This is a genomic window from Streptococcus sp. HN38 (genome assembly GCF_028335765.1).
GTDB classification, from domain to species: Bacteria; Bacillota; Bacilli; order Lactobacillales; family Streptococcaceae; genus Streptococcus; species Streptococcus suis_P.
Map to the genome: position 1 here is coordinate 2,425,264 of NZ_CP116604.1, position 24,249 is coordinate 2,449,512.

The 24,249-nt window shown below is 43.4% G+C and carries 25 protein-coding genes, 1 tRNA gene, 1 other RNA gene and 1 pseudogene; 4 read left to right on the forward strand and 24 right to left on the reverse strand.

Going from position 1 to position 24,249, the window contains the following annotated elements; translation table 11 throughout:
- Positions 1-8: 8 nt before the first annotated feature.
- The 6 genes from PHA78_RS11950 to PHA78_RS11975 form a co-directional block, all read right to left on the reverse strand.
- Positions 9-1,340, reverse strand: coding sequence for a sensor histidine kinase (locus tag PHA78_RS11950; RefSeq protein WP_024409704.1), 1,332 nt, complete (start codon positions 1,338-1,340; stop codon positions 9-11).
- The gene (locus PHA78_RS11955) at positions 1,318-2,076 is read right to left on the reverse strand and encodes a response regulator transcription factor (protein WP_272158238.1); all 759 of its coding nucleotides are present in this window, start codon (positions 2,074-2,076) and stop codon (positions 1,318-1,320) included. The genes PHA78_RS11950 and PHA78_RS11955 overlap by 23 nt, the downstream gene beginning before the upstream one ends.
- 216 nt (positions 2,077-2,292) lie before the next feature.
- The gene (locus tag PHA78_RS12635) at positions 2,293-2,367 is read right to left on the reverse strand and encodes a hypothetical protein (protein ID WP_238596331.1); all 75 of its coding nucleotides are present in this window, start codon (positions 2,365-2,367) and stop codon (positions 2,293-2,295) included.
- 570 nt (positions 2,368-2,937) lie between these two features.
- Entirely contained in the window at positions 2,938-3,123 is a 186-nt protein-coding gene (locus PHA78_RS11965) for a hypothetical protein (protein WP_024379357.1), read from the reverse strand.
- Between the two features lie 62 nt (positions 3,124-3,185).
- Positions 3,186-3,629, reverse strand: a complete 444-nt coding sequence (dtd, locus tag PHA78_RS11970; protein ID WP_272158240.1) for a D-aminoacyl-tRNA deacylase — start codon at positions 3,627-3,629, stop codon at positions 3,186-3,188.
- 1 nt (position 3,630) lies between these two features.
- Complete coding sequence (locus PHA78_RS11975; RefSeq protein ID WP_002941987.1) at positions 3,631-5,832, reverse strand: RelA/SpoT family protein; 2,202 nt, start codon at positions 5,830-5,832, stop codon at positions 3,631-3,633.
- 256 nt (positions 5,833-6,088) lie between these two features.
- On the opposite strand from PHA78_RS11975, the gene PHA78_RS11980 reads away from it, so the two are divergent.
- Positions 6,089-8,572 (forward strand): bifunctional 2',3'-cyclic-nucleotide 2'-phosphodiesterase/3'-nucleotidase, encoded by a 2,484-nt coding sequence (locus PHA78_RS11980; RefSeq protein WP_272158243.1) that lies wholly within the window; start codon positions 6,089-6,091, stop codon positions 8,570-8,572.
- A 48-nt stretch (positions 8,573-8,620) separates the two neighbouring features.
- On the opposite strand, the pseudogene PHA78_RS11985 reads toward PHA78_RS11980, so the two are convergent.
- The 6 genes and pseudogenes from PHA78_RS11985 to PHA78_RS12010 form a co-directional block, all read right to left on the reverse strand.
- A pseudogene (locus PHA78_RS11985) lies at positions 8,621-9,335 on the reverse strand (DUF554 domain-containing protein).
- A 4-nt stretch (positions 9,336-9,339) separates the two neighbouring features.
- Positions 9,340-10,086 carry a 16S rRNA (uracil(1498)-N(3))-methyltransferase gene (locus tag PHA78_RS11990; protein ID WP_024376191.1) on the reverse strand — a complete coding sequence of 249 codons (747 nt, stop codon included), beginning with the start codon at positions 10,084-10,086 and terminating at the stop codon, positions 9,340-9,342.
- Between the two features lies 1 nt (position 10,087).
- The gene (prmA, locus tag PHA78_RS11995) at positions 10,088-11,041 is read right to left on the reverse strand and encodes a 50S ribosomal protein L11 methyltransferase (protein WP_024376192.1); all 954 of its coding nucleotides are present in this window, start codon (positions 11,039-11,041) and stop codon (positions 10,088-10,090) included.
- A 31-nt stretch (positions 11,042-11,072) separates the two neighbouring features.
- A complete protein-coding gene (locus tag PHA78_RS12000; RefSeq protein WP_029175435.1) occupies positions 11,073-11,972 on the reverse strand; it encodes a GIY-YIG nuclease family protein in 900 nt (299 codons plus the stop codon).
- 12 nt (positions 11,973-11,984) lie between these two features.
- Entirely contained in the window at positions 11,985-12,455 is a 471-nt protein-coding gene (locus PHA78_RS12005; RefSeq protein ID WP_099872482.1) for a DUF3013 family protein, read from the reverse strand.
- A 111-nt stretch (positions 12,456-12,566) separates the two neighbouring features.
- Complete coding sequence (locus PHA78_RS12010; protein WP_099871045.1) at positions 12,567-12,896, reverse strand: MazG nucleotide pyrophosphohydrolase domain-containing protein; 330 nt, start codon at positions 12,894-12,896, stop codon at positions 12,567-12,569.
- A gap of 68 nt (positions 12,897-12,964) precedes the next feature.
- Between PHA78_RS12010 and PHA78_RS12015 the strand changes: the two genes are divergently transcribed.
- From PHA78_RS12015 to PHA78_RS12025, 3 genes are all read left to right on the forward strand, one after another.
- Positions 12,965-14,248: a replication-associated recombination protein A gene (locus PHA78_RS12015; protein ID WP_272158251.1), complete on the forward strand. Its 1,284-nt coding sequence runs from the start codon at positions 12,965-12,967 to the stop codon at positions 14,246-14,248.
- A gap of 72 nt (positions 14,249-14,320) precedes the next feature.
- A non-coding RNA gene (ssrS, locus tag PHA78_RS12020) (6S RNA) lies at positions 14,321-14,514 on the forward strand.
- Positions 14,515-14,522: 8 nt separating this feature from the next.
- Positions 14,523-14,595, forward strand: a tRNA-Lys gene (locus PHA78_RS12025).
- Between the two features lie 94 nt (positions 14,596-14,689).
- Here the strand turns inward: PHA78_RS12025 and nrdG are convergent.
- From nrdG to argR, 12 genes are all read right to left on the reverse strand, one after another.
- Positions 14,690-15,262: an anaerobic ribonucleoside-triphosphate reductase activating protein gene (gene nrdG, locus PHA78_RS12030; protein WP_272158254.1), complete on the reverse strand. Its 573-nt coding sequence runs from the start codon at positions 15,260-15,262 to the stop codon at positions 14,690-14,692.
- Between the two features lie 15 nt (positions 15,263-15,277).
- Positions 15,278-15,769, reverse strand: coding sequence for a GNAT family N-acetyltransferase (locus PHA78_RS12035; protein ID WP_024377588.1), 492 nt, complete (start codon positions 15,767-15,769; stop codon positions 15,278-15,280).
- A 1-nt stretch (position 15,770) separates the two neighbouring features.
- Entirely contained in the window at positions 15,771-15,977 is a 207-nt protein-coding gene (locus PHA78_RS12040) for a 5'-nucleotidase C-terminal domain-containing protein (RefSeq protein ID WP_099806945.1), read from the reverse strand.
- A 150-nt stretch (positions 15,978-16,127) separates the two neighbouring features.
- On the reverse strand, positions 16,128-16,262 hold the full coding sequence (locus tag PHA78_RS12045) for a hypothetical protein (protein ID WP_032500125.1): 135 nt from the start codon (positions 16,260-16,262) through the stop codon (positions 16,128-16,130).
- A gap of 91 nt (positions 16,263-16,353) precedes the next feature.
- Complete coding sequence (nrdD, locus tag PHA78_RS12050) at positions 16,354-18,525, reverse strand: anaerobic ribonucleoside-triphosphate reductase (protein ID WP_099806944.1); 2,172 nt, start codon at positions 18,523-18,525, stop codon at positions 16,354-16,356.
- Between the two features lie 143 nt (positions 18,526-18,668).
- Positions 18,669-18,842 carry a hypothetical protein gene (locus PHA78_RS12055; RefSeq protein ID WP_002941962.1) on the reverse strand — a complete coding sequence of 58 codons (174 nt, stop codon included), beginning with the start codon at positions 18,840-18,842 and terminating at the stop codon, positions 18,669-18,671.
- Between the two features lie 33 nt (positions 18,843-18,875).
- Entirely contained in the window at positions 18,876-19,316 is a 441-nt protein-coding gene (locus tag PHA78_RS12060) for a DUF3021 domain-containing protein (RefSeq protein WP_024377585.1), read from the reverse strand.
- Positions 19,313-19,756: a LytTR family DNA-binding domain-containing protein gene (locus tag PHA78_RS12065; RefSeq protein ID WP_024376203.1), complete on the reverse strand. Its 444-nt coding sequence runs from the start codon at positions 19,754-19,756 to the stop codon at positions 19,313-19,315. The genes PHA78_RS12060 and PHA78_RS12065 overlap by 4 nt, the downstream gene beginning before the upstream one ends.
- A 168-nt stretch (positions 19,757-19,924) precedes the next feature.
- Positions 19,925-20,326 carry a hypothetical protein gene (locus tag PHA78_RS12070; protein WP_099806943.1) on the reverse strand — a complete coding sequence of 134 codons (402 nt, stop codon included), beginning with the start codon at positions 20,324-20,326 and terminating at the stop codon, positions 19,925-19,927.
- Between the two features lie 14 nt (positions 20,327-20,340).
- Positions 20,341-20,889 (reverse strand): hypothetical protein, encoded by a 549-nt coding sequence (locus tag PHA78_RS12075; RefSeq protein WP_024376205.1) that lies wholly within the window; start codon positions 20,887-20,889, stop codon positions 20,341-20,343.
- Positions 20,890-21,155: 266 nt separating this feature from the next.
- Positions 21,156-23,696 carry a DNA mismatch repair protein MutS gene (gene mutS, locus PHA78_RS12080; RefSeq protein ID WP_272158268.1) on the reverse strand — a complete coding sequence of 847 codons (2,541 nt, stop codon included), beginning with the start codon at positions 23,694-23,696 and terminating at the stop codon, positions 21,156-21,158.
- Positions 23,697-23,710: 14 nt separating this feature from the next.
- The gene (gene argR, locus PHA78_RS12085) at positions 23,711-24,151 is read right to left on the reverse strand and encodes an arginine repressor (protein ID WP_099806952.1); all 441 of its coding nucleotides are present in this window, start codon (positions 24,149-24,151) and stop codon (positions 23,711-23,713) included.
- Positions 24,152-24,249 lie beyond the last annotated feature (98 nt).

Genomic DNA, 24,249 nt, shown 5'->3' on the forward strand with positions numbered 1-24,249 from the left:
AAGGGAGATTATTCCAAAAACACCAACTCTTGAACAAATCGATGATTGCTACTGTTCGTTGATATAGAAAATTTAGGATAGTTATCTAAAATAGCTTTTACATTGGCCAAGCCAATTCCTCGATTATCTCCTTTTGTAGAGTGACCATACTTAAAGATATGATTTGTTGCTACCTTATCTTCAACAGTAGTATTTTCTACAACCACAATTTTTCGATCATCTTCCTGGAAGTAGGCAAATACAATATTTCCATTTGCACACTGCTTTGCAGCATCAATCGCATTATCTAATAAGATAGATAGAATAGTTATGAATTCTATCAACTCTAAATCAGGTGGTTCAATTTCAGCATCTACTTCCACAGAAATTGCAATACCCTTTTTTTGTGCCTCCAACATCTTAGATGACAGCAAACTCTTCACTGCAGGATTTTGTATATTGGATAGTCTAGCTATATCATACTTTCCATCATAGAATTTTCTATCAGAATCTGCAATAACCTCACTATAAATCGTTCGAATCGCAACAATATCCTCTTCCTTAATCGCCTCATTCAAACTAATGAGAATATTTGTATAATCATGTCGGAAACTTCGAATTTCTTTATAAAGTGACTCAACATGACGGCTATAACGACCTAAGTCAGTTAATTGTTTGTCCTTCAACTCCTGGATTTCTAGAGCTTGCTTTTCTTTCTTCTGATAGTTCAAATACAACATACTAACTGTAAATAGAATAAAGTATATCAGTAGCACATTAGTCCTAATAAAGTAAGTATCTATCTTTAAATTCAAACCATTTTCAATCGCAATTTCAAGTTGAATCATACTACGGATTATCAAAAAATATGTAATAAAAAATACATTCAGACCAATAAATACCTTTTTAAAATCTTGATTCAAAGTATCAACTTGAAGATTCTTAGATTCTATCCCAAGTCCTTTAAAAAATATTGTATAAAATGGAACTAATAATAGTGTTAGGAGAATATTAAATAATGGACTGCTATTTAACGTAACAATATCAATATCAAAGATAAATCGTAAATACAAACCTATTATCCTTTGAAACATATCTCCAATGACAAACGGTAATAAACAATAGAATATTTTTTGAGTCTTATTCCAATCAGTTTTTAAAAAGGAAACTATCAGCAATAGTGAAAAGGGCTCCCATAATTGAAATGTACTACTTAACAATATAGAAGCTAAGGTGATAATGACTGCTATCGTAATTCTCTTTTTCTTCTCTATTTTAAAACCACTAATTTGCTGAAAAATATAAAGTCTTATTAAGATATCAATGAAAAAAAGTGCATCATATCCTGGTGAGATAGTCATTGTTTTTCTCCACTAGTTCTACCAATTTCCCTTGTTTTAATCTGGAAACAAAACAAGAATCTCCATTCTCAAAATAGGCAATATGGTTTGTTCTGTCCAATCTCGTTATATTTAATGGATTCACTACACAAGAACGATGTGCCTGGTAAAGTCGTTCATCTGCTTTCGATATATCGGATACTTTCCCGTAAAACTCAGTCTGACCTGTTTTGGTTTTTAAAATGACTTTATGAATCGTTGATGATGTTTCAAAATAAAGAATATCACTAAAAGGGACTTGAATATGAGCAGTTTCAGTTTTGTATACAAAAGAATTTTCAGCTATAGTATGATCAATATTTTCAAAAGCATGCACTAACACATCTGATACTGCCTTTTGAAAGTCACTATCCTCTAGGCCTTTATCTATAAAATCTAAAGCAGAGACTCGATAACGATACGTTACCGGCATAAATTCTGAGTGTGTCGTTACAAAGACAATAACGGCATAAGGATCTCGAGCACGGATTTCTTTAGCGATTTCCATTCCTTTCTTTTCTTCGCCTTTAATTTCAATATCTAAAAAGAAAAATTGGTGATTGCCTGCTTCCTCAATTGAGTCCAATAATTGATTTGGTTTACCAAAAACTTCTAGGAATTTATACCTTACTGACGTTTCTTCAACACACCGTCTAATAGCATTTTCTAGCCTACTCTGCTGAAAAAAATCATCTTCTAATACAAAAATATTAAGCATAGAAATCTCCTACATTTTTTGTAAGTTATAATCATTATTATAGCATATTTCAGCAAAAGATAAATGTCCAACTTGACTTGATAGACCTACCGATGTATAATAAGCATAGAAAAAGGTAGTTGCTGGAAACAACTACCCTTTGCAGAACCGTTTAAGACGGTGGCTTGTTATAAATTATTTAAAAAATAACCGTTAACTCGCCAAAGTTATAGACGGTTATTTTTTTGTCGATTTTACCAATTCAAGCACTAACATCACGAGAGCGATAACAAAGTTACCAGCTACAAACATGAGTGTTAAGACCTCAAAGGTTGACAAGCTAAGACTTTCGACGTGAGAGTTTTGAAACGATATTTTTCAAAACTCGAGCTAGTGCGAGCCCTAGACAAATCTTATAGGATTTGTCGTTGCCAGATGAGTAAGTTCACTTACCAGCTGGCTTGGGCTAGCCCTTCTGTTAGATTTTGATGATTTGCATAGTAGAACAAAAAGTTCCATTCCACTTCTCTTAATTCGCGTCAACATCTCAGCGCAGTGGTTGATTGGCAGATTTGTTCGTGCTTCGCACTCCAAATCTGACCTATACGACTGTTGCGAACAAAGTTCGCTCTATTTCCAACCTCAAAAGGTTCACTGAACCTTTTGAGCTGTGCGGGGGCGGTAGTAAAATAGTCCAGTGGACTATTTTAGCCTGAAGCTACAAATATGGAGACAAAGGGAACTCATTTTCTACAAGTTGAGTTCTGTACCGCTCCCACCTACCTTTCAGAAATTAGAGCCACCGTCTTTACTTTTCTGCAAAAACTATTATAGCATATTTAATAAAGAATTGTAGTCCAATTTACACATCAAAAAACCAGCCTACTTGGGCTGGTCTTCTTGTAGCCGCTCTTTGAGGCGACGACGGTATAAAATCTGCGAGGGAATGAAATAGAGAAAACTTGCTAAGATAATCCAACGTTTATCCAAATCACTGAAATAAATCGCTAAGATTAGTACAAAAGCAAGGATTAAATAAAAGAAATGATTGGTTAATAACTTTTTCATCCGACACCTCCACATCTAATTCACTTTTAGTATATCAAAATAGACACAAAAAGTATAGAGGTCTAGCGATTTTTGGTATCTAACACAATGGTCACCGGACCATCATTGACCAGGCTGACCGCCATGTCCGCCCCAAAAATGCCCACTTCAACCGGCACAAAGGCTGACAAGGCCTGGTTAAAAGCATCATAGAGTTGGCTGGCTAGGGCAGGAGCTGCCGCTCCTGTAAAAGCAGGGCGATTACCTTTTTTGGTGTCCGCAAAAAGGGTAAATTGGGAAATGGATAAAATCTTGCCCGCCACATCTTGAACAGACTTGTTCATCTTACCTGCCTCATCTGAAAAAATCCGCATGTTGACAATTTTACGAACAGCATAGTCCAGGTCTTCCTGGCTGTCATCTGGCCCCACACCGACTAGGAGCAAAAGTCCCTGATCAATTTGCCCATGGATGCTTCCTTCGATAGTCACACTGGCCTGCGACACACGTTGTAATATAATTTTCATCTTATCCGTTGGTCCTTTTCACTGAGTAAACTTCTGGCACTGACTTGATCTTATCTACCAGACTGGTCAAGGTTGCCAGATTGGAAATACCAAAGGAAACATGGATAGTCGCAAACTTCATATCCTTGGTTGGCTGGGCATTGACTGACGAAATATTCTTGCTGGCATTGGTCAAAACCTTGAGGACATCGTTGAGGAGACCTGAGCGGTTGAGGCCGTAAATATCGATATTTGCCATGTATTCCTTGGTAGAGTTTTCATCCTCCCAACCGACATCAATCAGGCGGACATCGTAGTTTTCCTGGCTCTTGAGGTTCATACAGTCCACACGGTGAACTGCAACCCCACGCCCCTTGGTGATGTAGCCGACAATCTCATCGCCAGGTACTGGATTACAACATTTGGCAATCCGTATCAGCAAGCCTGACGCCCCTTCAATGACCACGCCACCTTCGTGACGGATTTTCAAACTATCTTTGTTGTCGTGTTTGACTTCACCACCGTTGACCAATTCGTCCGCGGCAGCCTTTGCCTTAGCCCGCTCAGCTTCTCGGCGTTCTTTCTCTGTCAGACGGTTAAAGACGGACACGGCAGAGATTTCTCCAAAACCAACTGCCGCAAAAAGGGATTCGTCGGTCTTGTAGCTGGTCTTTTGCAGGACTTCGTCCATGTGGCGACGGTCCAGATATTGGTTGGGAACGTAGCCATTTTCTTGGAGGAGATTCTGGAGCATTTCACGCCCCTTGGAGACGGAAAGTTCCTTGTCCTGGTTTTTGAAGAACTGCTTGATTTTATTACGGGCCTTGTGAGTTTTAACCAAGTTGACCCAGTCACGACTTGGGCCGAAAGAGTTGGCAGAGGTGATGATTTCCACCTGATCGCCTGTCTTAAGCTTGGTCGTCAGAGGCACCATACGCCCGTTGACCTTGGCACCTGTCGCCCGCTCGCCGACCTTGGTATGAATCTCATAGGCGAAGTCAATAGGCACGGAGTCCTTAGGCAATTCACGCACAGCACCATCTGGCGTGAAAACGTAAATACGTTCTGTAAAAATATCGTCCTTGACAGAATTTACAAAGGTTTGCGCATCTCCAGCCCCTTCTTGGAGTTCAATCAGGTTGTTGATCCAGCGCAACTCTTTTTCGCTGGCAGTTGCCTTGCCACCACGCTTGTAAGCCCAGTGAGCTGCCACCCCGTATTCCGCCACCTGATGCATTTCCACCGTCCGAATTTGGAACTCAATCGGTCCCTTTGGTCCATAGACTGTCGTATGGATGGACTGGTAGCCATTGGCCTTTGGACTGGCAATATAGTCCTTGAAGCGACCGGGCATAGGTTTCCATAGTTCATGGATATAGCCCAGCATAGCATAGACATCACTTGGCGTATCCATCAAACAACGGATAGCAGTCAGATCATATAGTTCGTCAAAACGCTTTTTCTTGTCATGCATCTTCCGATAGATGGAGTAGATATGCTTGGGACGACCATAGATTTGACCGTGAAGATGGCGCTCCTCTGTGTATTCTCTTAACTTGTCGACAACTTCATTGACCAACTCTTCCCGTTCGCGTCGTTTCTCCCTCATCATGTGGGTAATCTTGTAGAACTCAACTTCATTGAGGTAACGGAAGGACATGTCTTCCAATTCCCACTTGATAGAGGAAATACCCAGGCGGTGGGCAAGCGGTGCATAGATTTCCATTGTTTCACGTGAAATCCGTTCCTGCTTGTCCTTGCGCAAGTGCTTAAGGGTCCGCATGTTGTGAAGACGGTCTGCCAGTTTAACCAGAATGACCCGCATATCTTGGGACATGGCAATCAGCATGTTGCGGTGGTTTTCAGCTAGTTGCTCCTCATGTGACTTATACTCAACCTTGCCTAACTTGGTCACCCCACCAACAATATGGCGGACCTCTGGACCAAATTCTGCTTCCATATCATCCAGAGTTACCTCAGTGTCTTCTACTACGTCATGCAAGAATCCGCAAGCTACGGTTACCGCATCTAGCTTGAGCCCTGCCAAAATCCCTGCCACTTGGATAGGGTGGACAATATAGGGTTCACCTGATTTACGAAATTGAAGTTTATGAGCTTCAGTAGCATAGTTCAAAGCTTTCTCAACAAAGGCCACATCATCAGCTGGAAGATAGCTTGCTGTCAGTGCAACAACTTCCTCGCCAGTGTAATTGATTTCTTTCATTTACTTCTCTCCCTAACTATTTCCTATTATTTTACCATTTTCACTGGAAAAGAAAAAGGAATCTAACAACATAAGACTACTAATTACAAACAATCCAAACCAAGTTCAGATTCAGCGAACGTTCCTTTTTTCATTGCTTTTCTTGCTATTTTCACTTGTTTTTCAACCAAACGTTCAGAATTAGTCTTGATTTTTGCATTCCTTAGCTGTATAATGATTGTAGAAGATTATTACAAAAAGAAAATGGAGGATTCTTATGAATTTTCGTTTCAGTAAGTGTGCCGTAGCACTCACACTAGCTCTCTTAGCTGCAAGCAATCCAAAATTAGCTCAAGCCGAAGAGATTCTCAACACAACTCCAGCTTCTTCAACAGAAGCAAGTCAGGCTGTACCAGTTGAATCTGACACCACAGAGAAAGCTGATAATACAGAATCTCCTGTTCCAGCCACTACCGAAGCTGAAAATCCAAGCTCTTCCGAGACAGCTGAAACTAGTGATCCTACAAGCGAGACAACTGACACAACTACTTCAGAAGCACGCACGGTCACTCCTGCTGCAACTGAAACTAGTCAGCCTGTTGAAGGACAAACTGTTGATGTTCGCATTCTCGCAACAACTGACCTCCATACGAACTTGGTCAACTATGACTATTACCAGGATAAACCTGTAGAGACACTGGGTCTAGCAAAAACAGCTGTTCTTATCGAAGAAGCAAAAAAAGAAAATCCAAATGTCGTATTGGTAGATAATGGAGACACCATTCAAGGTACTCCTCTTGGAAATTACAAGTCTATCGTTGATCCTATTGAAGAAGGTGAACAACATCCTATGTACGCCGCCTTAGAGACTCTGGGATTTGACGTCGGCACACTTGGCAACCACGAATTTAACTACGGCCTTGCCTACCTCGAAAAAGTAATTCGTACAGCCAACATGCCTCTAGTCAATGCCAATGTCCTCGATCCGACTACAAAAGACTTTCTCTACACCCCTTATACCATTGTGAAAAAGACATTCACAGACACCGAGGGTAAAAAGGTTACACTAAATGTCGGTGTTACGGGGATTGTTCCCCCTCAAATTCTCAACTGGGACAAAGCTTATCTAGAAGGAAAAGTGATTGTTCGTGATGCAGTTGAAGCCGTTCGCGATATTATCCCAACCATGCGAGAAAATGGCGCAGACATCGTTCTGGTCCTTTCCCACTCAGGTATCGGCGATGACCAATATGAAGTCGGTGAGGAAAATGTCGGTTACCAAATCGCCAGCCTATCAGGAGTTGATGCGGTTATCACAGGTCACTCCCACGCAGAATTCCCAGGAACTGCCGAAAAACCAAGCTTCTATGCTAAATACTCTGGCGTGGATGATACAAATGGTAAAATCAACGGCACTCCTGTCACCATGGCGGGTAAATACGGTGACCACCTCGGCGTCATCGACCTCAATCTGGTCTTTAAAGATGGCAAATGGACAACTACTTCTAGCAAAGCGGCTATTCGTAAAATCGATACAAAATCATCTGTAGCAGATAGTCGCATCATCGACCTTGCTAAAGAAGCCCATAACGAAACCATCAACTATGTTCGCCAGCAAGTCGGTGAAACAACTGCACCAATCAACAGCTTCTTCTCCTTGGTGCAAGACGACCCATCTGTTCAAATCGTCAACAATGCCCAAATCTGGTATGCAAAACAACAGTTGGCGGGTACTTCAGAAGCTAATCTGCCAATCCTATCTGCGGCTGCACCATTTAAGGCTGGTACTCGAGGCGATGCAACTGCCTATACAGATATCCCTGCTGGTCCAATCGCTATCAAGAACGTAGCAGACCTTTACCTCTATGACAATGTGGTAGCTATCTTGAAAGTCAACGGTGCCCAACTCAAAGAATGGTTGGAAATGTCCGCAGGGCAATTCAACCAAGTTGACCCAAGCTCAACAGAGCCACAAAACCTAGTCAACACAGATTTCCGCACTTACAATTTTGACGTTATTGACGGAGTAACTTATCAGTACGATATTACGCAACCAAATAAATACGATCGTAACGGTAAGGTAATCAACGAAACTGCCAGCAGAGTTCGGAATCTGCAATACAATGGGCAAGATGTGACAGCTGATCAAGAATTCATCGTGGTTACCAACAACTACCGTGCAAACGGTACTTTCCCTGGGGTCCGCGAAGCTTCTGTCAATTACTTGCTCAACCTGGAAAACCGCCAAGCCATCATCAATTATATTATCGCTGAGAAAGTTATCAACCCTACAGCAGACAATAACTGGACCTTTACAGATAGCATCAAGGGACTCGATCTCCGCTTCTTGACAGCAGATCGTGCGAAATCTCTAGTTGCTGACCAAGAAGGTCTGGTTTACCTCCAAGCCTCAGCTGAAAACGAAGGATTTGGTGAGTTCAAGTTTGTCTACACTGAGCCAAAAGTCGTAACACCTCCAACTGGACAAACAGCTACTGATAATCAAACTTCATCTGGTCAATCTGGTGTTCAAATTACACTTCCGTCTGGTCAGGTCATTACCCTTCCAGCCGAAAAAACAACAGCACCTGCACCAAAATACAAACTTGCTACTACAGCTAAGACAAGCACTTCCTCCTCAACAACTCAAGCAGGACCAAAAACACTCCCTGCAACAGGTGAGATAAATTCTATGCTTAGCCTGATTGGCATCAGTTTGATGGGCCTTGTCGGTGCTTTCCGCAAGAAAAATGAAAACTAATGTAAAATAGTAAAGAGCTCGGATAAGCAACCGAGCTCTTTTAGTCTATTAAAAAAATGACCAAATAACTGCAATCACGATGGCCGGCAACATATTGGCCACGCGAATCTTTTTGTCCCAGATGATATTGACACCGACACAGAAGATGAGGGCAGAGCCGATAAAAGGAGAGATTGGCAAGGGCCTGATCCGTCATCAAAGGTTCAATCAGGCGGGCCAAAAGAGTCACAGAGCCTTGAAAGAGAAAAACGGGTACTGCTGAAAAGCCTGCTCCCTTGCCCAAACTGGCCGTCATGATAAAGATGATGATAAAGTCCAGAACACTCTTAACAGCCAACAAGCGATAATCACCCGTCAATCCATCTTGGATGGCTCCTAGTATGGCCATGGCACCGATACAGACGGTCAAAGAAGCTGTCAGGAAAGCATCTAAGAATTGGCCATCTTGGCTGTTTCCCGATTTTTCACGGAGCCAAACACCCAGCCTTTCAAACCAGCCTTCGATATGGAGGACTTCCCCAATCAAAGTCCCAAAGGCTAGACTAAGGACCAAAAGCATGCTGTTTTGACTTTTGAGTTGACCGTCAACGACTGTCAACAGTCCTTCTAAACTACCTGAAATTCCTAAAAATAAAACAGCTAGCCCGCTCGCCACCGTTAAACCTGATTGATGGCGTTCTTTAAGCAAGTGACCAAACCAAGACCCTAGCACACCTGCTAGGGCAATGGCGACCGTATTGATAATCGTTCCTAAAGCAAACATGACCTTACCTCAACAATTCCGTCGCGTAACTAATAGCAGAAAGGGCGTAGAGGGGAGCCGTCTCCGCTCGTAAGATACGAGGTCCAAGACCTGTCTTGACCGCTCCTGCTCCTTCAAATGCGGCTACCTCCTCAGGCGACACGCCGCCTTCTGGACCGACGATAACCAGAACTGATTGTCCAGCTTCTAAGCCTGACAAGATTTTTACTAGATTGGCTTGTTCGCCTTCTTTTGCGGCCTCTTCGTAGGCTAAGATAATCTGGTCAAAGCCTGCCAGCTGGGCTAGGAAATCCGTTTTTTTCTCGAACAAGCGAATTGCTGGAATGCGATTGCGTTTGCTCTGTTCGGCTGCACCTTGGGCGATTTTTTCTAGCTTCTCTGCTTTTTTTGCCAGTTTTTTGCCATCCCATTTGACCACAGACCAATCCGCTGGGAAGGCCCAGAGGGCTGCCATGCCTAATTCCGTTGCCTTTTGGGCGACAAATTCTAACTTATCTCCCTTGGGAAAGCCCATGGCAATGGTAACGGAAACGGGCAATTCAACATTGTCTGCCAGTTCTTCGATGATTTCAACAGATTGGTTCTGGCTATCTACTACCCGTGCCAAGCGTTTGATCCCGTCATCAAAGACCAGGACAATCTGGTCATCTGCCTGCAATCGCATGACAGAAAACATATGCTTGGCAGTGTCCTTATCGCTAATCTGGAACACGCCCTGCGGTGCTCTGCCATTGACAAAATACTGCTGCATCCTAGCCTCCAATCACACCTGAGCGGTCAGCCGTTTTCTTGAATACGCAGCAATTCCACTCGCCCTGAATCATGTGTGTCTCAAGGAAGAAGCCTGCTGCCTCCGCCGATGCTCGTACCATGTCCCACTTGTCCGCGATGATGCCGCTCATAATTAGGTAGCCCTCGTCCTTGACCAGACGGTAGGCATCCTCGGTCAGATGGATGAGAATATCCGCCAAGATATTGGCAACGATGACTTCTGCTTTAATGTCAACGCCACGAAGCAAATCGCCCGCCACGACATGAATATTGCTAGTATTGGCGTTGAGGTCAATGTTTTCCTGGGCCACACGCACCGCCACCTCATCCAAGTCATAGGCATAAATCTCCTTGGCACCTAGGAGGGAGCTAGCAATGGAAAGGACACCTGAACCTGTACCGACGTCGATGACCGTTTCACCACCACGCAGGACCTGAGAAAGAGCAAAAAGGCTCATCTTGGTGGTCGGGTGGGTCCCCGTACCGAAAGCCATGCCTGGATCCAGGCGGATGATTTTTTCACCAGCAGTAGCCTCATAGTCAGTCCAAGACGGCACAATAGTCAAATCGTGGGTAATGCGAGCTGGCTCATAGTATTTCTTCCAGTTGTCCGCCCAGTCTTCCTCTGCCAATTCCTGACTTTCTAAGCTAATCTGACCTGTTTCCAAGCCAAAGCCTGTCAAATCCGCCAAGTGAGTAGCCAAGTCTGCCTTAACTTCCTCAATATCTACAGTATCAGGATAGTAGGCTGTAATCGCAATCATATCCGACTGCTCCACCTCAGGATAGAGTTCACCGAAACGGTCCTCCTGTCCCACATAGTCAGCCGAGTCGCTAATCGCCACCCCCTGACTACCCGTTTCAATCATGAGATTTGAAACTGCTTCCTCTGCATCACGATGCACGTGAATCGTTAATTCTTGCCATGAGTTCATGTTTGTTTCCTTTCATTCTCTCAGACCAAACCTATATTGTCTCTTCTAATTCTTTCAAGGTTCGACCATCTCTATCTTTCCAGTCAGTTCGACCATTTGTATGCATTCCAAGCACAAATCCAGCTGCATAAGAAGGGCTATTAAAAAGTTGATTTTCTTGTAGAAGACCATCAACTATCACCCCGCTATTCTGTAACTCTGCTCGTCGTTCCTTTAAAACAGATGGTATCTTTTGAGAATCAATAGTTTCTATCATACTCCCTTTCAACACAACAAATCCTTCTGTAGTTTGCTTACAAGTCGCCTGAATTTCTGTGTTTGATTTTTTACTTTTTCGCTTTAAATAAAGCAACTGACTCGATGCATCTGTCGTCTCCCTGTCATTAGGCACATTTTGCACCATTGGAACAAATAAACGATACCCCAAAGTTCCAATAATCGTAATGGTATTATCAACGACTTCATCCAATTCTGACTGCTTTTCTTCCGTTACATTTCCTGGATTGGGTTCGTTACCATTTTTCACTATAAAACGCCCCGCCTCCTTGGCAAGCTGAGTAAATTTATTTTCTAGGTAGCTGATTTCTGTTGGACCAAAGGAATTGTTCTGAGTTGTTAGTACAATCACATCATTAAAATAATCCGCATGGTTATCACGTGTATGCTCTTGAATACGGAGCAGCACTCCTTCTCCATTTTTACGAGTCGTAGCCTGCCCTATGTAAGTAATATCTTTTCTCTTTTCATCATCATACCCCAAAAGAAAGTAGATACCACTTTGCTTCATCTCCGAACGTTCTTTCAAATCCCCTAAGTGAATGCGTGGTATTTTGAAAATAACTCCCGTCCAATTGGATAAGGTACATTTGATTTTCCCAGTTACTTCACCATCCATCAAGAACATATTGATATTTTTGCTACGGTTAACCATTGCTCCAACCTCCTAATACCTCGGATATGGGTAAAATTCCCCTTCCACCAAGTCTGCTCTGCCTTTTTCAAAAGCCTCGCTATCCCATGCAATGGCAAATTCTTGGGCTTCTGGGTCCGCCAAAAAGTCCATGAGGTCATCTAGGCCTTGGTCTGCGGTGTCCTTGAGAAAGCTTGCGAAGTAGGTCAGAAACTTTGCCGAAAAGCCCTTCTTGGCGTCAAATGGCAGAGCGACCAGGTAGTCTTCCTCGTCAAAGCGAGACTTGTCCTGGTTGTAGAAAAGGACATACTCCTCCAAGAAAATATCCTCAGAAGACGCATTGCCTTCGTCGTCCACCGTTTCAATCCCAGCCACATTTTGTGCTTCCAAGATAAAAGCCAACTCAACAGCATGGTTTTTCTTGTCCCAGTTGAGCTCATAATCATAAGTAAAATGTTTGTCCAGTGCCACTTCCAGCACATCTAAAAAGCCATGTTTCGCCATTCTATTTCCTCTTTTCTATATAGTCTTTTAGTTTACTTTTAGTACTAGGCAACGAGCTGTAGGCTGTACTGAAGTACGGCAAAGCGAGTTAACGACGTAATAAAAGAAAAACTAAATGACGATAAATTCCAATAAATTTATTTCTCGACCATATTTGACGGAAGCCCGTTTGTCTTTCTCCAAAATGGACTTGGTTAAATCTAGTTGATTTACCGCTGCTAAGGCTACAGCATAGTAAATAACGTCAGCTAATTCTTCTGCCAAACGAGCAGAGCTGTCTTCTTCGCCGTCCATCATCTTGCGGCCTGCACGCTTGTTCAGCAGCTCTGCCACTTCACCAATTTCTTCCACCAATTTCATAAAGAGACTTTGCTCTGGAACTGTCGTCCCATAATGGTCACGCAAGTATTCTTCCAAAACACTCACTGTCAACTCAGTCATTTCGTTTCTCTCCAAATCCTAAAATTGTAGTATAATGATTATACCATAAATGTACTGAAAGGAAGCCTATGCCAGCCAATCTCGCTCTTCGTATGCGGCCCAAATCCATTGATGAGGTCATCGGTCAGGAACACCTGGTCGGCCCTGGAAAGATTATCCGCCGCATGATTGATGCCAATATGCTGTCGTCCATGATTCTCTACGGTCCGCCAGGGATTGGCAAGACCTCGATCGCCTCTGCCATTGCTGGCACGACCAAGTATGCCTTTCGGACCTTTAATGCCACGACCGACAACCAAAAACGCCTGCAGGAGATTGCGGAAGAAGCCAAGTTTTCTGGCGGTCTGGTTCTCATGCTCGATGAGATTCATCGCCTCAACAAGACCAAGCAGGACTTCCTACTCCCTCTTTTGGAAAACGGCAATATCATCATGATTGGAGCAACGACGGAAAATCCATTTTTCTCTATTTTACCCGCCATTCGCAGTCGGGTGCAGATTTTTGAATTACAACCCTTGCAAACCAGCCATATCCGACAGGCCTTGGAATTGGCTCTGACAGACAGCGAACGCGGTTTTGACTTCCCCGTCACCATTGAACCTGAGGCTCTGGATTTCCTAGCAAATGCGACAAACGGTGACCTTCGGGCCGCCTACAATTCGCTGGAACTAGCTGTACTTTCGACCAAGGAAAGTGACGACGGTAGCCGCCACATTGATCTGGACGCTGTAGAAAATAGCCTGCAAAAGTCCTACATCAGCATGGACAAGAACGGCGATGCCCACTACGACATCCTCTCCGCCCTGCAAAAATCCATTCGGGGTAGCGATGTCAATGCCAGCCTCCACTACGCCGCTCGTTTGATTGAGGCGGAAGACCTGCCTAGTCTGGCTCGTCGCTTGACGGTCATTGCCTACGAAGACATCGGCTTGGCCAATCCAGAGGCACAAATTCATACGGTGACAGCCCTCGAAGCTGCCCAGAAAATCGGCTTTCCAGAGGCACGGATTTTGATTGCCAACGTGGTCGTTGATTTGGCTCTTTCACCCAAGTCCAATTCTGCCTATCTGGCTATGGATGCAGCTCTGGCTGATTTGCGGAAAAACGGTCATCTGCCCATCCCAAATCACCTGCGGGACGGTCATTATGCTGGTAGTAAGGAGCTGGGAAATGCTATTGGCTACCAGTATCCGCATGCCTATCCTGAAAAATGGGTGGACCAACAATACCTGCCCGACAAGTTACTAAATGCGGACTACTTCACCGCCAACGACACCGGCAAATACGAGCGTGCCTTGGGCATGACCCAAGAAAAAATCAAGCATCTAAAACAAAACAAGAAAAAAAGTTGATACCGTTTTCATTTTTTTGCCGTTTTCCTCTTGATTTTTTCAAAAAATGTGGTAATATTAAATCATAAATAAGAACTGCTGTGGTATACGAATTCATACCTATGTGTTGACCGACTATTTTTGTATTACTAGGGAGACAAAGATCTTTTGGCAGTATGCAGGCTGGTACACCCAGAAGCAACTAAGTCAGAAACACGTCACCCACCTGCTTCTAGCGTGCGGGATCAATACAATCTTTGAATAACCGGTACCAATACAGCATTTTTATTTTTTACCTTCCTTAGCTCAGCTGGCAGAGCAGCGGACTCTTAATCCGTGGGTCGTAGGTTCGATCCCTACAGGGAGGATATTGGTTGATATGAGGAAAGTCTTGATTTATCAAGGCTTTTTCTCGTTTTTTGAGTGAATTTGTCAAAAAGAACCCTTTCACATTGTGAAGGGCTATTTTTTTAACTTATCCCACAGGACAACTCGTTTTTCCTGCAATGATTTCTGCACATCAATGATGCGTTGGTTGGTCGATCCTCTAAATTGCAACATGAGGTTGCGTTTGCTTTTGTCATAGCGGCCGTCTACGAGAATGTCCAACTGGCTAAGCAGTTCTAATTTGTCTGGCGTTTCCAGCATCAATTCTTCCCATGTGTAGCCTGTCCAAGACCAAATATCCTTGTCTGGCAATTCCGTCCGAACTCGCTTGACGAGGGGGAGGACGGTGCCTGTATTGAGAAAAGGCTCCCCACCCAAGAGGGTCAGCCCCTGCACATAGGGCTGGGCCAAGTCTGCTAAGATACGGTCTTCCAGCTCCTTGGTGTAAGGAATCCCGGCCTTGAAGGACCAGGTGGCAACATTGTAACAGCCTGGACAGTGAAAGAGGCAGCCGCTGACATAGAGGGAGCACCGCACGCCTTCGCCGTCCACAAAGTTAAAGGCCTTGTAGTCCATAATCCGTCCCTGACTGAGTTCCTCACTCTTCCACTCGCATGGTTTGGGATTGTTCCAGGTCTGCTCCGTCATAGCTGCCTCCTTCTTTTAGCCAATCCAGTAACGTTCTACTCCTTCGCGGACGTCTTCTAGGCTACCGCCACAAGCCACAATCGTACGACGACTAGCTTGATTGTCTATCGAGCAGGTCACGAGGACTTTGGAAATATTTTTGGTTGCGGCTTCCTGCAAACCTAGTCGCAACTGGTCCTTGGCATAGCCCTTTTCTCGCTCGGTCGGGCGAATGGAATAACCGATGTGACCGCCTTTATTGAGCAGGAAATCGTTGAGCCGTAGGCGTAGACTGAGAAAACCAAGGGCTCGACCTGTCTGGTCAAATGACACATACTGAATAGAGGGAACAAATCCTTCTGGCAGGTTGATGCCTGCCTCATAGTCTTGATTTCTCAAAATCCAGTCTTCAAAGTCGACCTCTTTGGAGATAAAGCCTCCATCCATAGCAGAGCCTGCCGTTTCAAACTCCGCTAGCATGTCTAAAATCGTATCCTTATCCGCTATAGTTGGTCTTCTTAATTCCATTCTAGTCTCCATATTGTCTTTTGAAAAAATCGCTGATAATGTCCGTATCCAGTCCTAAGTCCTGCACAATTTCTGCCTTGTGGAAATCGTCATAGTTGTCATTACCGCTCCAAACAAAGGAATTGGTCACAATCTGATAGACCCTATCTGGCTCGACAGCTCTGCCATTGACCAAAAGATCCTCACCGCTTTGGACAATGCCCCACATCTGAGGGTGGAGACCTGTCTGTAGGTCGGAATCCCCTTTTTCTCATTACCATCCCGAATGTTCGCAATCAGTTGCGCCTTCTTTGGAAAATTCTCCATGTAGGAATGCATATCATTGGTATGGAGAATACTAATATCTGTATAGTCCATACTATTTTTTCTTATTTTTTGCTTGTTTGAGCAATTCCTGCACACGCGCTTTTTTATCCTGCTTCACATTAGAATTCTTCTCATGATAGCGTGTCACCAGGGCCTTCCCCTTAGCGTCTAATTGATATTTTCCCATTGTTTTCTCCTCTTTTTTATCTCTTGTTCGTTTATAATAAACTTCCACAGCTAACTGGAACTGTGGAAGCTCTACATAGTCTGTTTATTACTTATAAGCTCGACCCATTCATGTGTTTCACACGCGCCGAAATTTCCTTGTGACGGCCTTTTACCATCGGACGGGCCTGTGGATTGCCTAGATAACCACAAGTTCGTTTAACAACATCCACCGACTTAGGATCGCTATTCCCGCAACTTGGACACTTGAAGCCACGCTCCGTCGGCTCAAAATCACCTTCAAAATCACAAGCGTAACAATGGTCAATCGGAGTATTGGTTCCCAAGTAACCAACACGGTCATAAGCATAGTCCCAAACAGCTTCCAAGGCCTTTGGATTTTGTTGCAGTACAGGGTATTCACAGTAGTGGATAAAGCCACCGCTGGCACCCGCCTCCACATAGACCTTTTCAAAATCCAATTTTTCAAAGGGAGTCGGATTTTTCCGCACATCGTAGTGGAAGGAGTTGGTGTAATACTGCTTGTCGGTGATATTTTCAACCAGACCAAACTTGTCCGTATCCATTCGGCAGAAGCGGTCTGTCAGGCTTTCAGATGGTGTCGAATAAACTGAGAAATGATAACCATATTCATCCGACCAATCTTCAACCAAGGCTTTCATTTTCTTGATAATATCCACCGTGAAATCTTTTGCCTCTGGGTTGGTCTCCCATTCGCCACCGTAAAATACTGTTGCGACTTCATACAAACCAATGTACCCCAAAGATACGGTTGCTCGACGATTTTTAAAGACTTCATCTACTGCGTCTGTCTTAGCCAAGCGTTTTCCGAATGCCCCATATTGATAGAGAATTGGAGCATTGGCCGGGGTTGCCTCTTTCACTCGTTCCACACGATAGATCAGGGCATCCTTGGCAATGGCCATACGTTCTGCAAAGATTTCCCAGAACTTATCCTTATCTCCAGCGGACTCCATGGCAATCCGTGGCAAATTGACGGTTACGACACCTAGGTTCATACGACCAGATGTCACATCCTGGCCATTTTCATCCTTCCAACCTTGAAGGAAAGAGCGACAGCCCATTGGTACCTTGAAGGAACCTGTCAACTCAACAATCTTATCATAAGAAAGCATATCTGGATACATACGCTTGGTCGCACATTCAATCGCCAATTGCTTGATGTCATAGTTTGGAGAATCTGGCTCCAAGTTCAAGCCACGCTTAACTGTGAAAATCAGCTTAGGAAAGATAGCTGTACGACCTTCTCTCCCTAGACCCTTGATACGAATGTTCAAAATCGCTTTTTGAATTTCTCTCTCAAACCATGATGTCCCTAACCCAAAACCGAGTGAGGTAAAGGGTGTTTGTCCATTGGAAGTAAAAAGGGTGTTGATTTCATACTCCAAAGATTGCATAGCGTCATAGATGTCTTTTTGCGTTTTAGCACGCGCATATTCTTCTTGCTTGTCTGCTAATACCCAATCCTTGGCGTCTTTCAAATGCTTTTGGTAGTTGAGCTCCGCATAGGGCGCCAAAACTTCATCGATACGGTCAGCTGAGCAACCACCATATTGACTAGAGGCCACATTGGCAATGATTTGTGAAATCTGAGCCGTAGCAGTTTGAATTGATTTTGGACTTTCTACATCCGCATTTCCTATCTTGAAGCCTTGTGCCAACATACCTTTGAAATCAATCAAACAACAGTTGGTCATTGGTGTATAAGGGCTGTAATCCAAATCATGATAATGGATGTCCCCTTTTTGATGAGCATTGGCCACATGAGCTGGCAATAATTTGAGACCGATAGACTTTCCGACAATACCTGCTGTCAGGTCCCGCTGGGTGTTGAAAACATCCGCATCTTTATTAGCGTTTTCATTGACCACAGACTGGTCCTTGCTCAGCAGCTTATGAATTTCAAAATTAATATCGGTAGCCTGATGACGGCGAAAATCACGGCGTGTTCGGTATTGAATATAAAGCTCCGCCAAATCATACAAATGGGCTTTTAACAATTCCTGTTCAACGACCGTTTGAATTTCGTAAATTTGAACATCTTTCTCAAATCGGCGACCAATTTCAGCCAAAACAGCTTCTAATACAATTTTTAAACCTGCCTCTGAAACAGGATGTTCTAATTCTTGGTTTGCCCGCCGAAGAGCAGAAAAAATCTTATCCTGGTCAAAGGATACTGTCCGTCCATCACGTTTCAAAACCAATAATTCTATACTCGGTAAGACATTTTCTTGCACATTCATCTGACAAACCTCCAAAATTCTTCACTTCTATTAGTGTAGCACTTCACAAAATAAAAATCAATATCTTGTGTAAAAAAATATAAAAATAGAAAAATTACACTAAATATAGACTTCGTTTCTGAAAAACAAATGAAAACAAGAGCCTATTCTGACTCTTGTTTTCTAGTCCATAAAAAGTACAGGTTAATAGCACAGGCCACTAAAATCACAGCAGGCCAAAGCAAATTTAACAAAGGAAGTTTACCGACATTGTAGGCAATATAGAGAGTATTCCACACCACTCCCAAGCTATAAACAATCGTCAAAATAATTTTCATAAAACACTCCAACAAAATGATAGTGCTATTATACTACAAACGACCATTGATGTCCTTTATCTGCCGCTCCATTTTCCGATAATTTAGGAAAAAGAGAGAAGCGTAAATCAAGACAAAGATAAACCAGAAAAAGAGAAGAGCCCCAAGTTTCACGGGAAACCAACCAGCCAAAATGCCCAGCGGTGTGAAGCCTAAAGCTGTGATGCAAAAATGCGTTGCTATCATTCGTAGAAGGCTCCAATCCTGTTCAAAAATCGTGTCTGCCAGCTGGAACAAGAGACCGATTGCCGCCCAAATAACTACACAAATCAACATGACGGTTACTTGACTAAAGTTGCTCAGGTAGTAAGCCCCCATGGTTGAAAAGGGATTTAGAGGAAAATAGGTTCCCTGTCCGAAGACGGCTGATGTGATAATGGAGATAATGGTTCCGATAGCGATGCCTAAACTGGCTGATAAAATGTATTTTTTCATAGTCCTAACCTTTCTTTGATAACTTTTAGATAGCGACGGGATGAGTAGGTAACTGATCCGTTTTTCATGACCAGTTTGACCAGACCGTTGGAGGTCAGCTTGAGGTGGTCCAGTTGCTTGATGTGAATGATTTCCGACTGGGAGATTTGTAAGAAGTTTGCTGGTAAATCTTCCTTGACCTGATACAAGCGTAGGTTGGAAGTATAGACATTTTCTACTGTTTCCACTTGCAAGAGCCTATCTTCTAGATATAGCCTGACAATCTCTTCATGCTCCAAAAGATAGACCTGCTCCCCTTTTTTGACTGTCAGCCTAGATGTCTGCTTGTCTAGGTTTTGAACATAGGCCACCAACTGTGTAATCTGCTCAGACATAGCCTGTGCTTCAATAGTCACTAAGTCTTCCAAAATTTCTGGTGATATAGCTAGTTTTACTTTCATATTCTCTCCCTTCTGTCCCTATTAAACACCATTTCTTAACTGGTTTCAAGGGCTTTTGACTATGTGGTCATATTCCTAAGCTAAACGGCAAAAAAGCCAGAACAGCTGTCCTGACTTAGTCTGTTATATCAACATTTTTTATGCGAGGAACCAAAAACCTCTGGAGCTTTACTCTTCAAACTCATCTAGCCCATCGAAGGCTCCGCTTACCTTCAACTGCTCCAAATCTTCTAAGGACAGACTGGCATCCGACCTATCCACTGCCCGTGTGACTTCTTCATAGTAGCGACGAGCCATCTTCTCAATAAAATCACGAGGATAAGGGTAACGATTAGTCGCAACCCACTCTTCCAACCAAACCGTTAATTCCTCAAGAGGTTTATCCTGTTGGAAGAGAAAATACTGCATGATGTCACTGGCCTGCTCATCATCCAAACCCAGATGATACACATACCAGCTAATCGGAGCAAATTGCGGATTTTGCCTTTCTAGTTCAGCATATATATCCAAAACCAATTGTTCCAATTGAAACAGTTTATCTGTAATATATTTTGTATCTTTTGAATCCATTGTAGCTATTCTTCCTAAACTAATACACTTAATATCCCACGAACTCCTGCAGCCAATGTTCGAGCAGACCAATTATCTAATCCTGACGCTACTAATCCGTTTATGATTATCTGCTCAATTTGATATAAACCACCATCAATTGTTTGATCAATTACTCTTAAAGGACCTGTGATATACTGTAACGCATGCCCAAATCTTACTGCGGCTTTTCGTCCAAGTACTTTTCCTACCATATTCGTAAGAAACTGTCTGTTTCTGAGTATCCATTTAGCGATAACTCGTGCACTTTTTCCTGCACCAACCCTAGAATTATCACTGTATGCATTTACACTATATCCTTCTTTTCTAGCTAAATCTCGTATTTGCTTATACTGTGAATTACTAATATAAAGACTTCCTGTTTTGCTTACATAGTCATTATATAAATCAATTATAGGTTTCTCATCAGCCACCGCAACTTCAGCTGCTTTAACACTATCTACATTCACAATCGTAGCACTCAATATGTTAAATAGCATGATAATTACTGTAAATAAATTAAAAATACCGAGCTTTTTTTTCATATGTTTTATCTCCTAATCAGAATAGAATTATAGAATCACCCTAAAAATTATAGCGTTTTAATATTTTAGAATTCTGTTGATTTATCACTTTGCAAAAAACAATTAAAATTTCAATTTTTATAAAAACATTATCTTAATCACAAATGTATCGATACAAACATATTCTATATCACTTATTCATAAAAGACAATTTTTTTATTTAATCACCTTCCAATCGTTCGTTTTTTGACCAAAAAGCCAGAACAACTGTCCTGACTTTCATTGTCTTATATTTTTTTCTTCAACTCCGCCACAGCCATCATGACTTCCATTGGGGTCATATTGTAGATGTCTAGTTTTTCCAGTTCATCGAGGACTGGGTGAGAAGGCGTGTCTGCGAAGAGGTCGATTTGACCAGACGGCTCTTCCACAACTGTCGGAACTGGGTGAGTTGGTGCAGTAGGGGCTTGGTTTTCAAGCGTCTGCAAAATCCTATCCGCCCGCTGCAGTAGTTCCTCTGGCATTCCCGCAATCTTAGCCACATGAATCCCGTAGGACTTGTCAGCTGGGCCTTGTGCAATCTTGTGGAGGAAGGTGACTTGGCCGTCCTTCTCCAAGGTCGACACATGGACATTCTCTAAGTGTTCCAAGGTCTGGCTAAGGTCTGTCAACTCATGGTAGTGGGTAGCAAAGAGAGTCTTGGCTCCAATCTTGTCGTGGATGTACTCGATGATAGACTGGGCCAGGGCCATACCGTCATAGGTGGCCGTTCCACGTCCAAGTTCGTCAAAGAGGATGAGCGACCGATCTGTCGCCAGACGGACTGCCTTGTTGGCCTCCATCATTTCCACCATGAAGGTCGACTGCCCACTGACCAAATCATCCGCCGCACCAATCCGAGTGAAAATCGCATCGAAAATCGGCAATTCAGCCTGATCCGCAGGCACATAGGAACCCATCTGCGCCATGATGACAATAACCGCCAACTGCCGCATATAGGTAGACTTACCGCTCATGTTTGGACCAGTAATCAGTTGCATATGCGTATCCGTATCCAAATGAATGGAGTTGGGAATGTAGGTCTGCTTGCCCATGACCTTCTCCACCACTGCATGACGTCCACGGTCAATGGTCAGTTCTCTTTGATCTGTAAAGCGTGGACAAACCAAATGTTGCTGCTCCGCCACAACTGCAAAGGCCTGCAAAACATCGATGGTTGCAATGGTCCGAGCTAACTTCTGCAAGCGACCGATATACTTCTCAACCTCTTGGCGAATCCGCATGAAAATCTCGTACTCCAAATTAGCAGACTTATCACGCGCCTCCAACATCTGCCCTTCGATTTTAGCCAATTCTTCCGTACCATAGCGCTCCGAGTTTTTCAAGGTCGCCTTACGGAAGAAATGACTAGGCACATTGCCCAGATTGGAATTGGTCACATGGAAATAGTAGCCGTCTTTTTTATTGTAATCAATCTTGAGATTGTTGATACCAGACGCTTCACGCTCCTTGGCCTCAATCTCCGCAATCCAGCCCGCACCCTCACGCATGACCAGACGGTACTGATCCAGCGTTTCATCAAAGCCCGTACGGATGATGTTTCCATCTGTGATGGTCCCTTGAGCTTCTGGGTCAATAGCAGAGCTGATGAGAGCGTGCAGTTCTGGGATTGGGTCCAATCCAGCCACCAGATTGCCTAGAGCAGGCTCATTGATTTGTAGCAAGATATTCTTGATTGCTGGGATATTTCCCAGAGTCTGAGAGAGCTGCAAGAGATCCTTGGGCATGGTTTTTCCAAAAGACACTCGGCTGGCCAAACGTTCGATGTCATAGACACCTTTTAAAGCCTCGACCAAGTCACTCCGTTCAAAGAAGTAATCCAGAAAAACCTGAACGACAGCCTGACGATTCTCAATCCGCTTAAGGTCAATCAAGGGACGATCAATCCATGTCCGCAATAGTCGCATACCCATGGCTGTCTTGGTTTCATCCAACAACCAGTACAAACTACCATGCTTCTTGCCTGTCCGACCATTTTCAAGTAAGTCCAGACTAGACTTGGTAGCATAGTCCATTTGCAGATAGTTCTTGATTTCATAGTGGACCACCTTTTGCAAGTGGCTCAGATCTCGCATCTGAGTCCGATGTAGGTAGCTGAGGAGTTTACCTGCCGCAGCCTTTTCCAAGTCTGTCAAGGAGTTATCAATCAATTGGACATCCTCTGTCACCTCATCTTCAAAAGAGAGCAGGAGGTTCATCTGGTTCGAAAAGACCTGCTCTTCTTCCTCAGATAAAGCATAGCCTATGACCAATTCACGCGCCCGTAAATTACGAATTTCACCACAAAGACTAGTAAAATCATCCAAACTAGTCACAAAAAACTGACCTGTTGACACATCCATATAAGAAAGTGCGAACTGCACTCCCTGACGGTCAATCGCAACCAAATAGTTACTGTCTGCTCCCATTTTGGACGAGTCTGTTACCGTACCAGGAGTAATGACCTGTACTACTTCCCGCTTGACCACGCCGACTGCCTGCTTAGGATCTTCCATCTGCTCGGCAATTGCGACCTTGTGCCCCAATTCAACAAGTGTGTCGATATACTGTTGTGCCGCGTGATATGGTACCCCCGCCATAGGAATCGGATTCTCCGCATTTTTGTTGCGACTGGTCAAGGACAATTCCAAAATCTGTGCCGCTTCTACCGCATCTTCATAAAATAATTCGTAAAAGTCACCCATACGAAACAGCAAAAAAGCATCTGGATACTGTGCTTTTATATCCAGATACTGCTGCATGCCTGGAGAAATTTTTTCTGTTGCCATTCTTTCTCTCAATTCTAATTCAAGTAATAATTTATTTCAGCCTCAACCTGTTTGGCAGCCTCCTCGTCTCGACAAATGACCAACAAGGTATCTGCACCTGCCAAGGTTCCTAAAATCGACTTTGGCTTTTCAGCATCGATAATATTGGCCATCAAGGCCGCTTCTCCCAGTTCTGAATGAAGGACCAGAATAAAACTAGCCCTATCTACTTTATACGCATATTGTGCCAATAATTGGATAAAATTCACGCGCTCTTCTTCGATAGCTAAGGAATAAAATGAACGCCCATTTTCATGAATTTTTATCACTCCCAACTCACGTAAATCACGAGACAAGGTTGTCTGGGTTACCACTACCCCTCGAGCCTCCAAACCTTGCTGAATATCCGTTTGTCGCCCTATTTTTTCTTGACGAATCATGGCCTTTATTAAATCATGTCGTCCTGCTTTATTCATCATTTTACCTCAAAATGTATATTTATAGAAATATTATAACACTTTTCCCCGCTATTAGCCTAGAAATGTGTTAAAATAGAATCAATAACTTTGGAGGA

Excerpts from the sequence above, each read along its gene's own strand:
- PHA78_RS11950 (WP_024409704.1), bottom strand. The coding sequence starts at position 1,340 with ATGACTATCTCACCAGGATATGATGCACTTTTTTTCATTGATATCTTA.
- PHA78_RS11955 (WP_272158238.1), bottom strand. The coding sequence starts at position 2,076 with ATGCTTAATATTTTTGTATTAGAAGATGATTTTTTTCAGCAGAGTAGG.
- PHA78_RS11965 (WP_024379357.1), bottom strand. The coding sequence starts at position 3,123 with ATGAAAAAGTTATTAACCAATCATTTCTTTTATTTAATCCTTGCTTTT.
- dtd (WP_272158240.1), bottom strand. The coding sequence starts at position 3,629 with ATGAAAATTATATTACAACGTGTGTCGCAGGCCAGTGTGACTATCGAA.
- PHA78_RS11975 (WP_002941987.1), bottom strand. The coding sequence starts at position 5,832 with ATGAAAGAAATCAATTACACTGGCGAGGAAGTTGTTGCACTGACAGCA.
- PHA78_RS11980 (WP_272158243.1), top strand. The coding sequence starts at position 6,089 with ATGAATTTTCGTTTCAGTAAGTGTGCCGTAGCACTCACACTAGCTCTC.
- PHA78_RS11990 (WP_024376191.1), bottom strand. The coding sequence starts at position 10,086 with ATGCAGCAGTATTTTGTCAATGGCAGAGCACCGCAGGGCGTGTTCCAG.
- prmA (WP_024376192.1), bottom strand. The coding sequence starts at position 11,041 with ATGAACTCATGGCAAGAATTAACGATTCACGTGCATCGTGATGCAGAG.
- PHA78_RS12000 (WP_029175435.1), bottom strand. The coding sequence starts at position 11,972 with ATGGTTAACCGTAGCAAAAATATCAATATGTTCTTGATGGATGGTGAA.
- PHA78_RS12005 (WP_099872482.1), bottom strand. The coding sequence starts at position 12,455 with ATGGCGAAACATGGCTTTTTAGATGTGCTGGAAGTGGCACTGGACAAA.
- PHA78_RS12010 (WP_099871045.1), bottom strand. The coding sequence starts at position 12,896 with ATGACTGAGTTGACAGTGAGTGTTTTGGAAGAATACTTGCGTGACCAT.
- PHA78_RS12015 (WP_272158251.1), top strand. The coding sequence starts at position 12,965 with ATGCCAGCCAATCTCGCTCTTCGTATGCGGCCCAAATCCATTGATGAG.
- nrdG (WP_272158254.1), bottom strand. The coding sequence starts at position 15,262 with ATGACGGAGCAGACCTGGAACAATCCCAAACCATGCGAGTGGAAGAGT.
- PHA78_RS12035 (WP_024377588.1), bottom strand. The coding sequence starts at position 15,769 with ATGGAATTAAGAAGACCAACTATAGCGGATAAGGATACGATTTTAGAC.
- PHA78_RS12040 (WP_099806945.1), bottom strand. The coding sequence starts at position 15,977 with ATGTGGGGCATTGTCCAAAGCGGTGAGGATCTTTTGGTCAATGGCAGA.
- PHA78_RS12045 (WP_032500125.1), bottom strand. The coding sequence starts at position 16,262 with ATGGGAAAATATCAATTAGACGCTAAGGGGAAGGCCCTGGTGACACGC.
- nrdD (WP_099806944.1), bottom strand. The coding sequence starts at position 18,525 with ATGAATGTGCAAGAAAATGTCTTACCGAGTATAGAATTATTGGTTTTG.
- PHA78_RS12055 (WP_002941962.1), bottom strand. The coding sequence starts at position 18,842 with ATGAAAATTATTTTGACGATTGTTTATAGCTTGGGAGTGGTGTGGAAT.
- PHA78_RS12060 (WP_024377585.1), bottom strand. The coding sequence starts at position 19,316 with ATGAAAAAATACATTTTATCAGCCAGTTTAGGCATCGCTATCGGAACC.
- PHA78_RS12065 (WP_024376203.1), bottom strand. The coding sequence starts at position 19,756 with ATGAAAGTAAAACTAGCTATATCACCAGAAATTTTGGAAGACTTAGTG.
- PHA78_RS12070 (WP_099806943.1), bottom strand. The coding sequence starts at position 20,326 with ATGGATTCAAAAGATACAAAATATATTACAGATAAACTGTTTCAATTG.
- PHA78_RS12075 (WP_024376205.1), bottom strand. The coding sequence starts at position 20,889 with ATGAAAAAAAAGCTCGGTATTTTTAATTTATTTACAGTAATTATCATG.
- mutS (WP_272158268.1), bottom strand. The coding sequence starts at position 23,696 with ATGGCAACAGAAAAAATTTCTCCAGGCATGCAGCAGTATCTGGATATA.
- argR (WP_099806952.1), bottom strand. The coding sequence starts at position 24,151 with ATGAATAAAGCAGGACGACATGATTTAATAAAGGCCATGATTCGTCAA.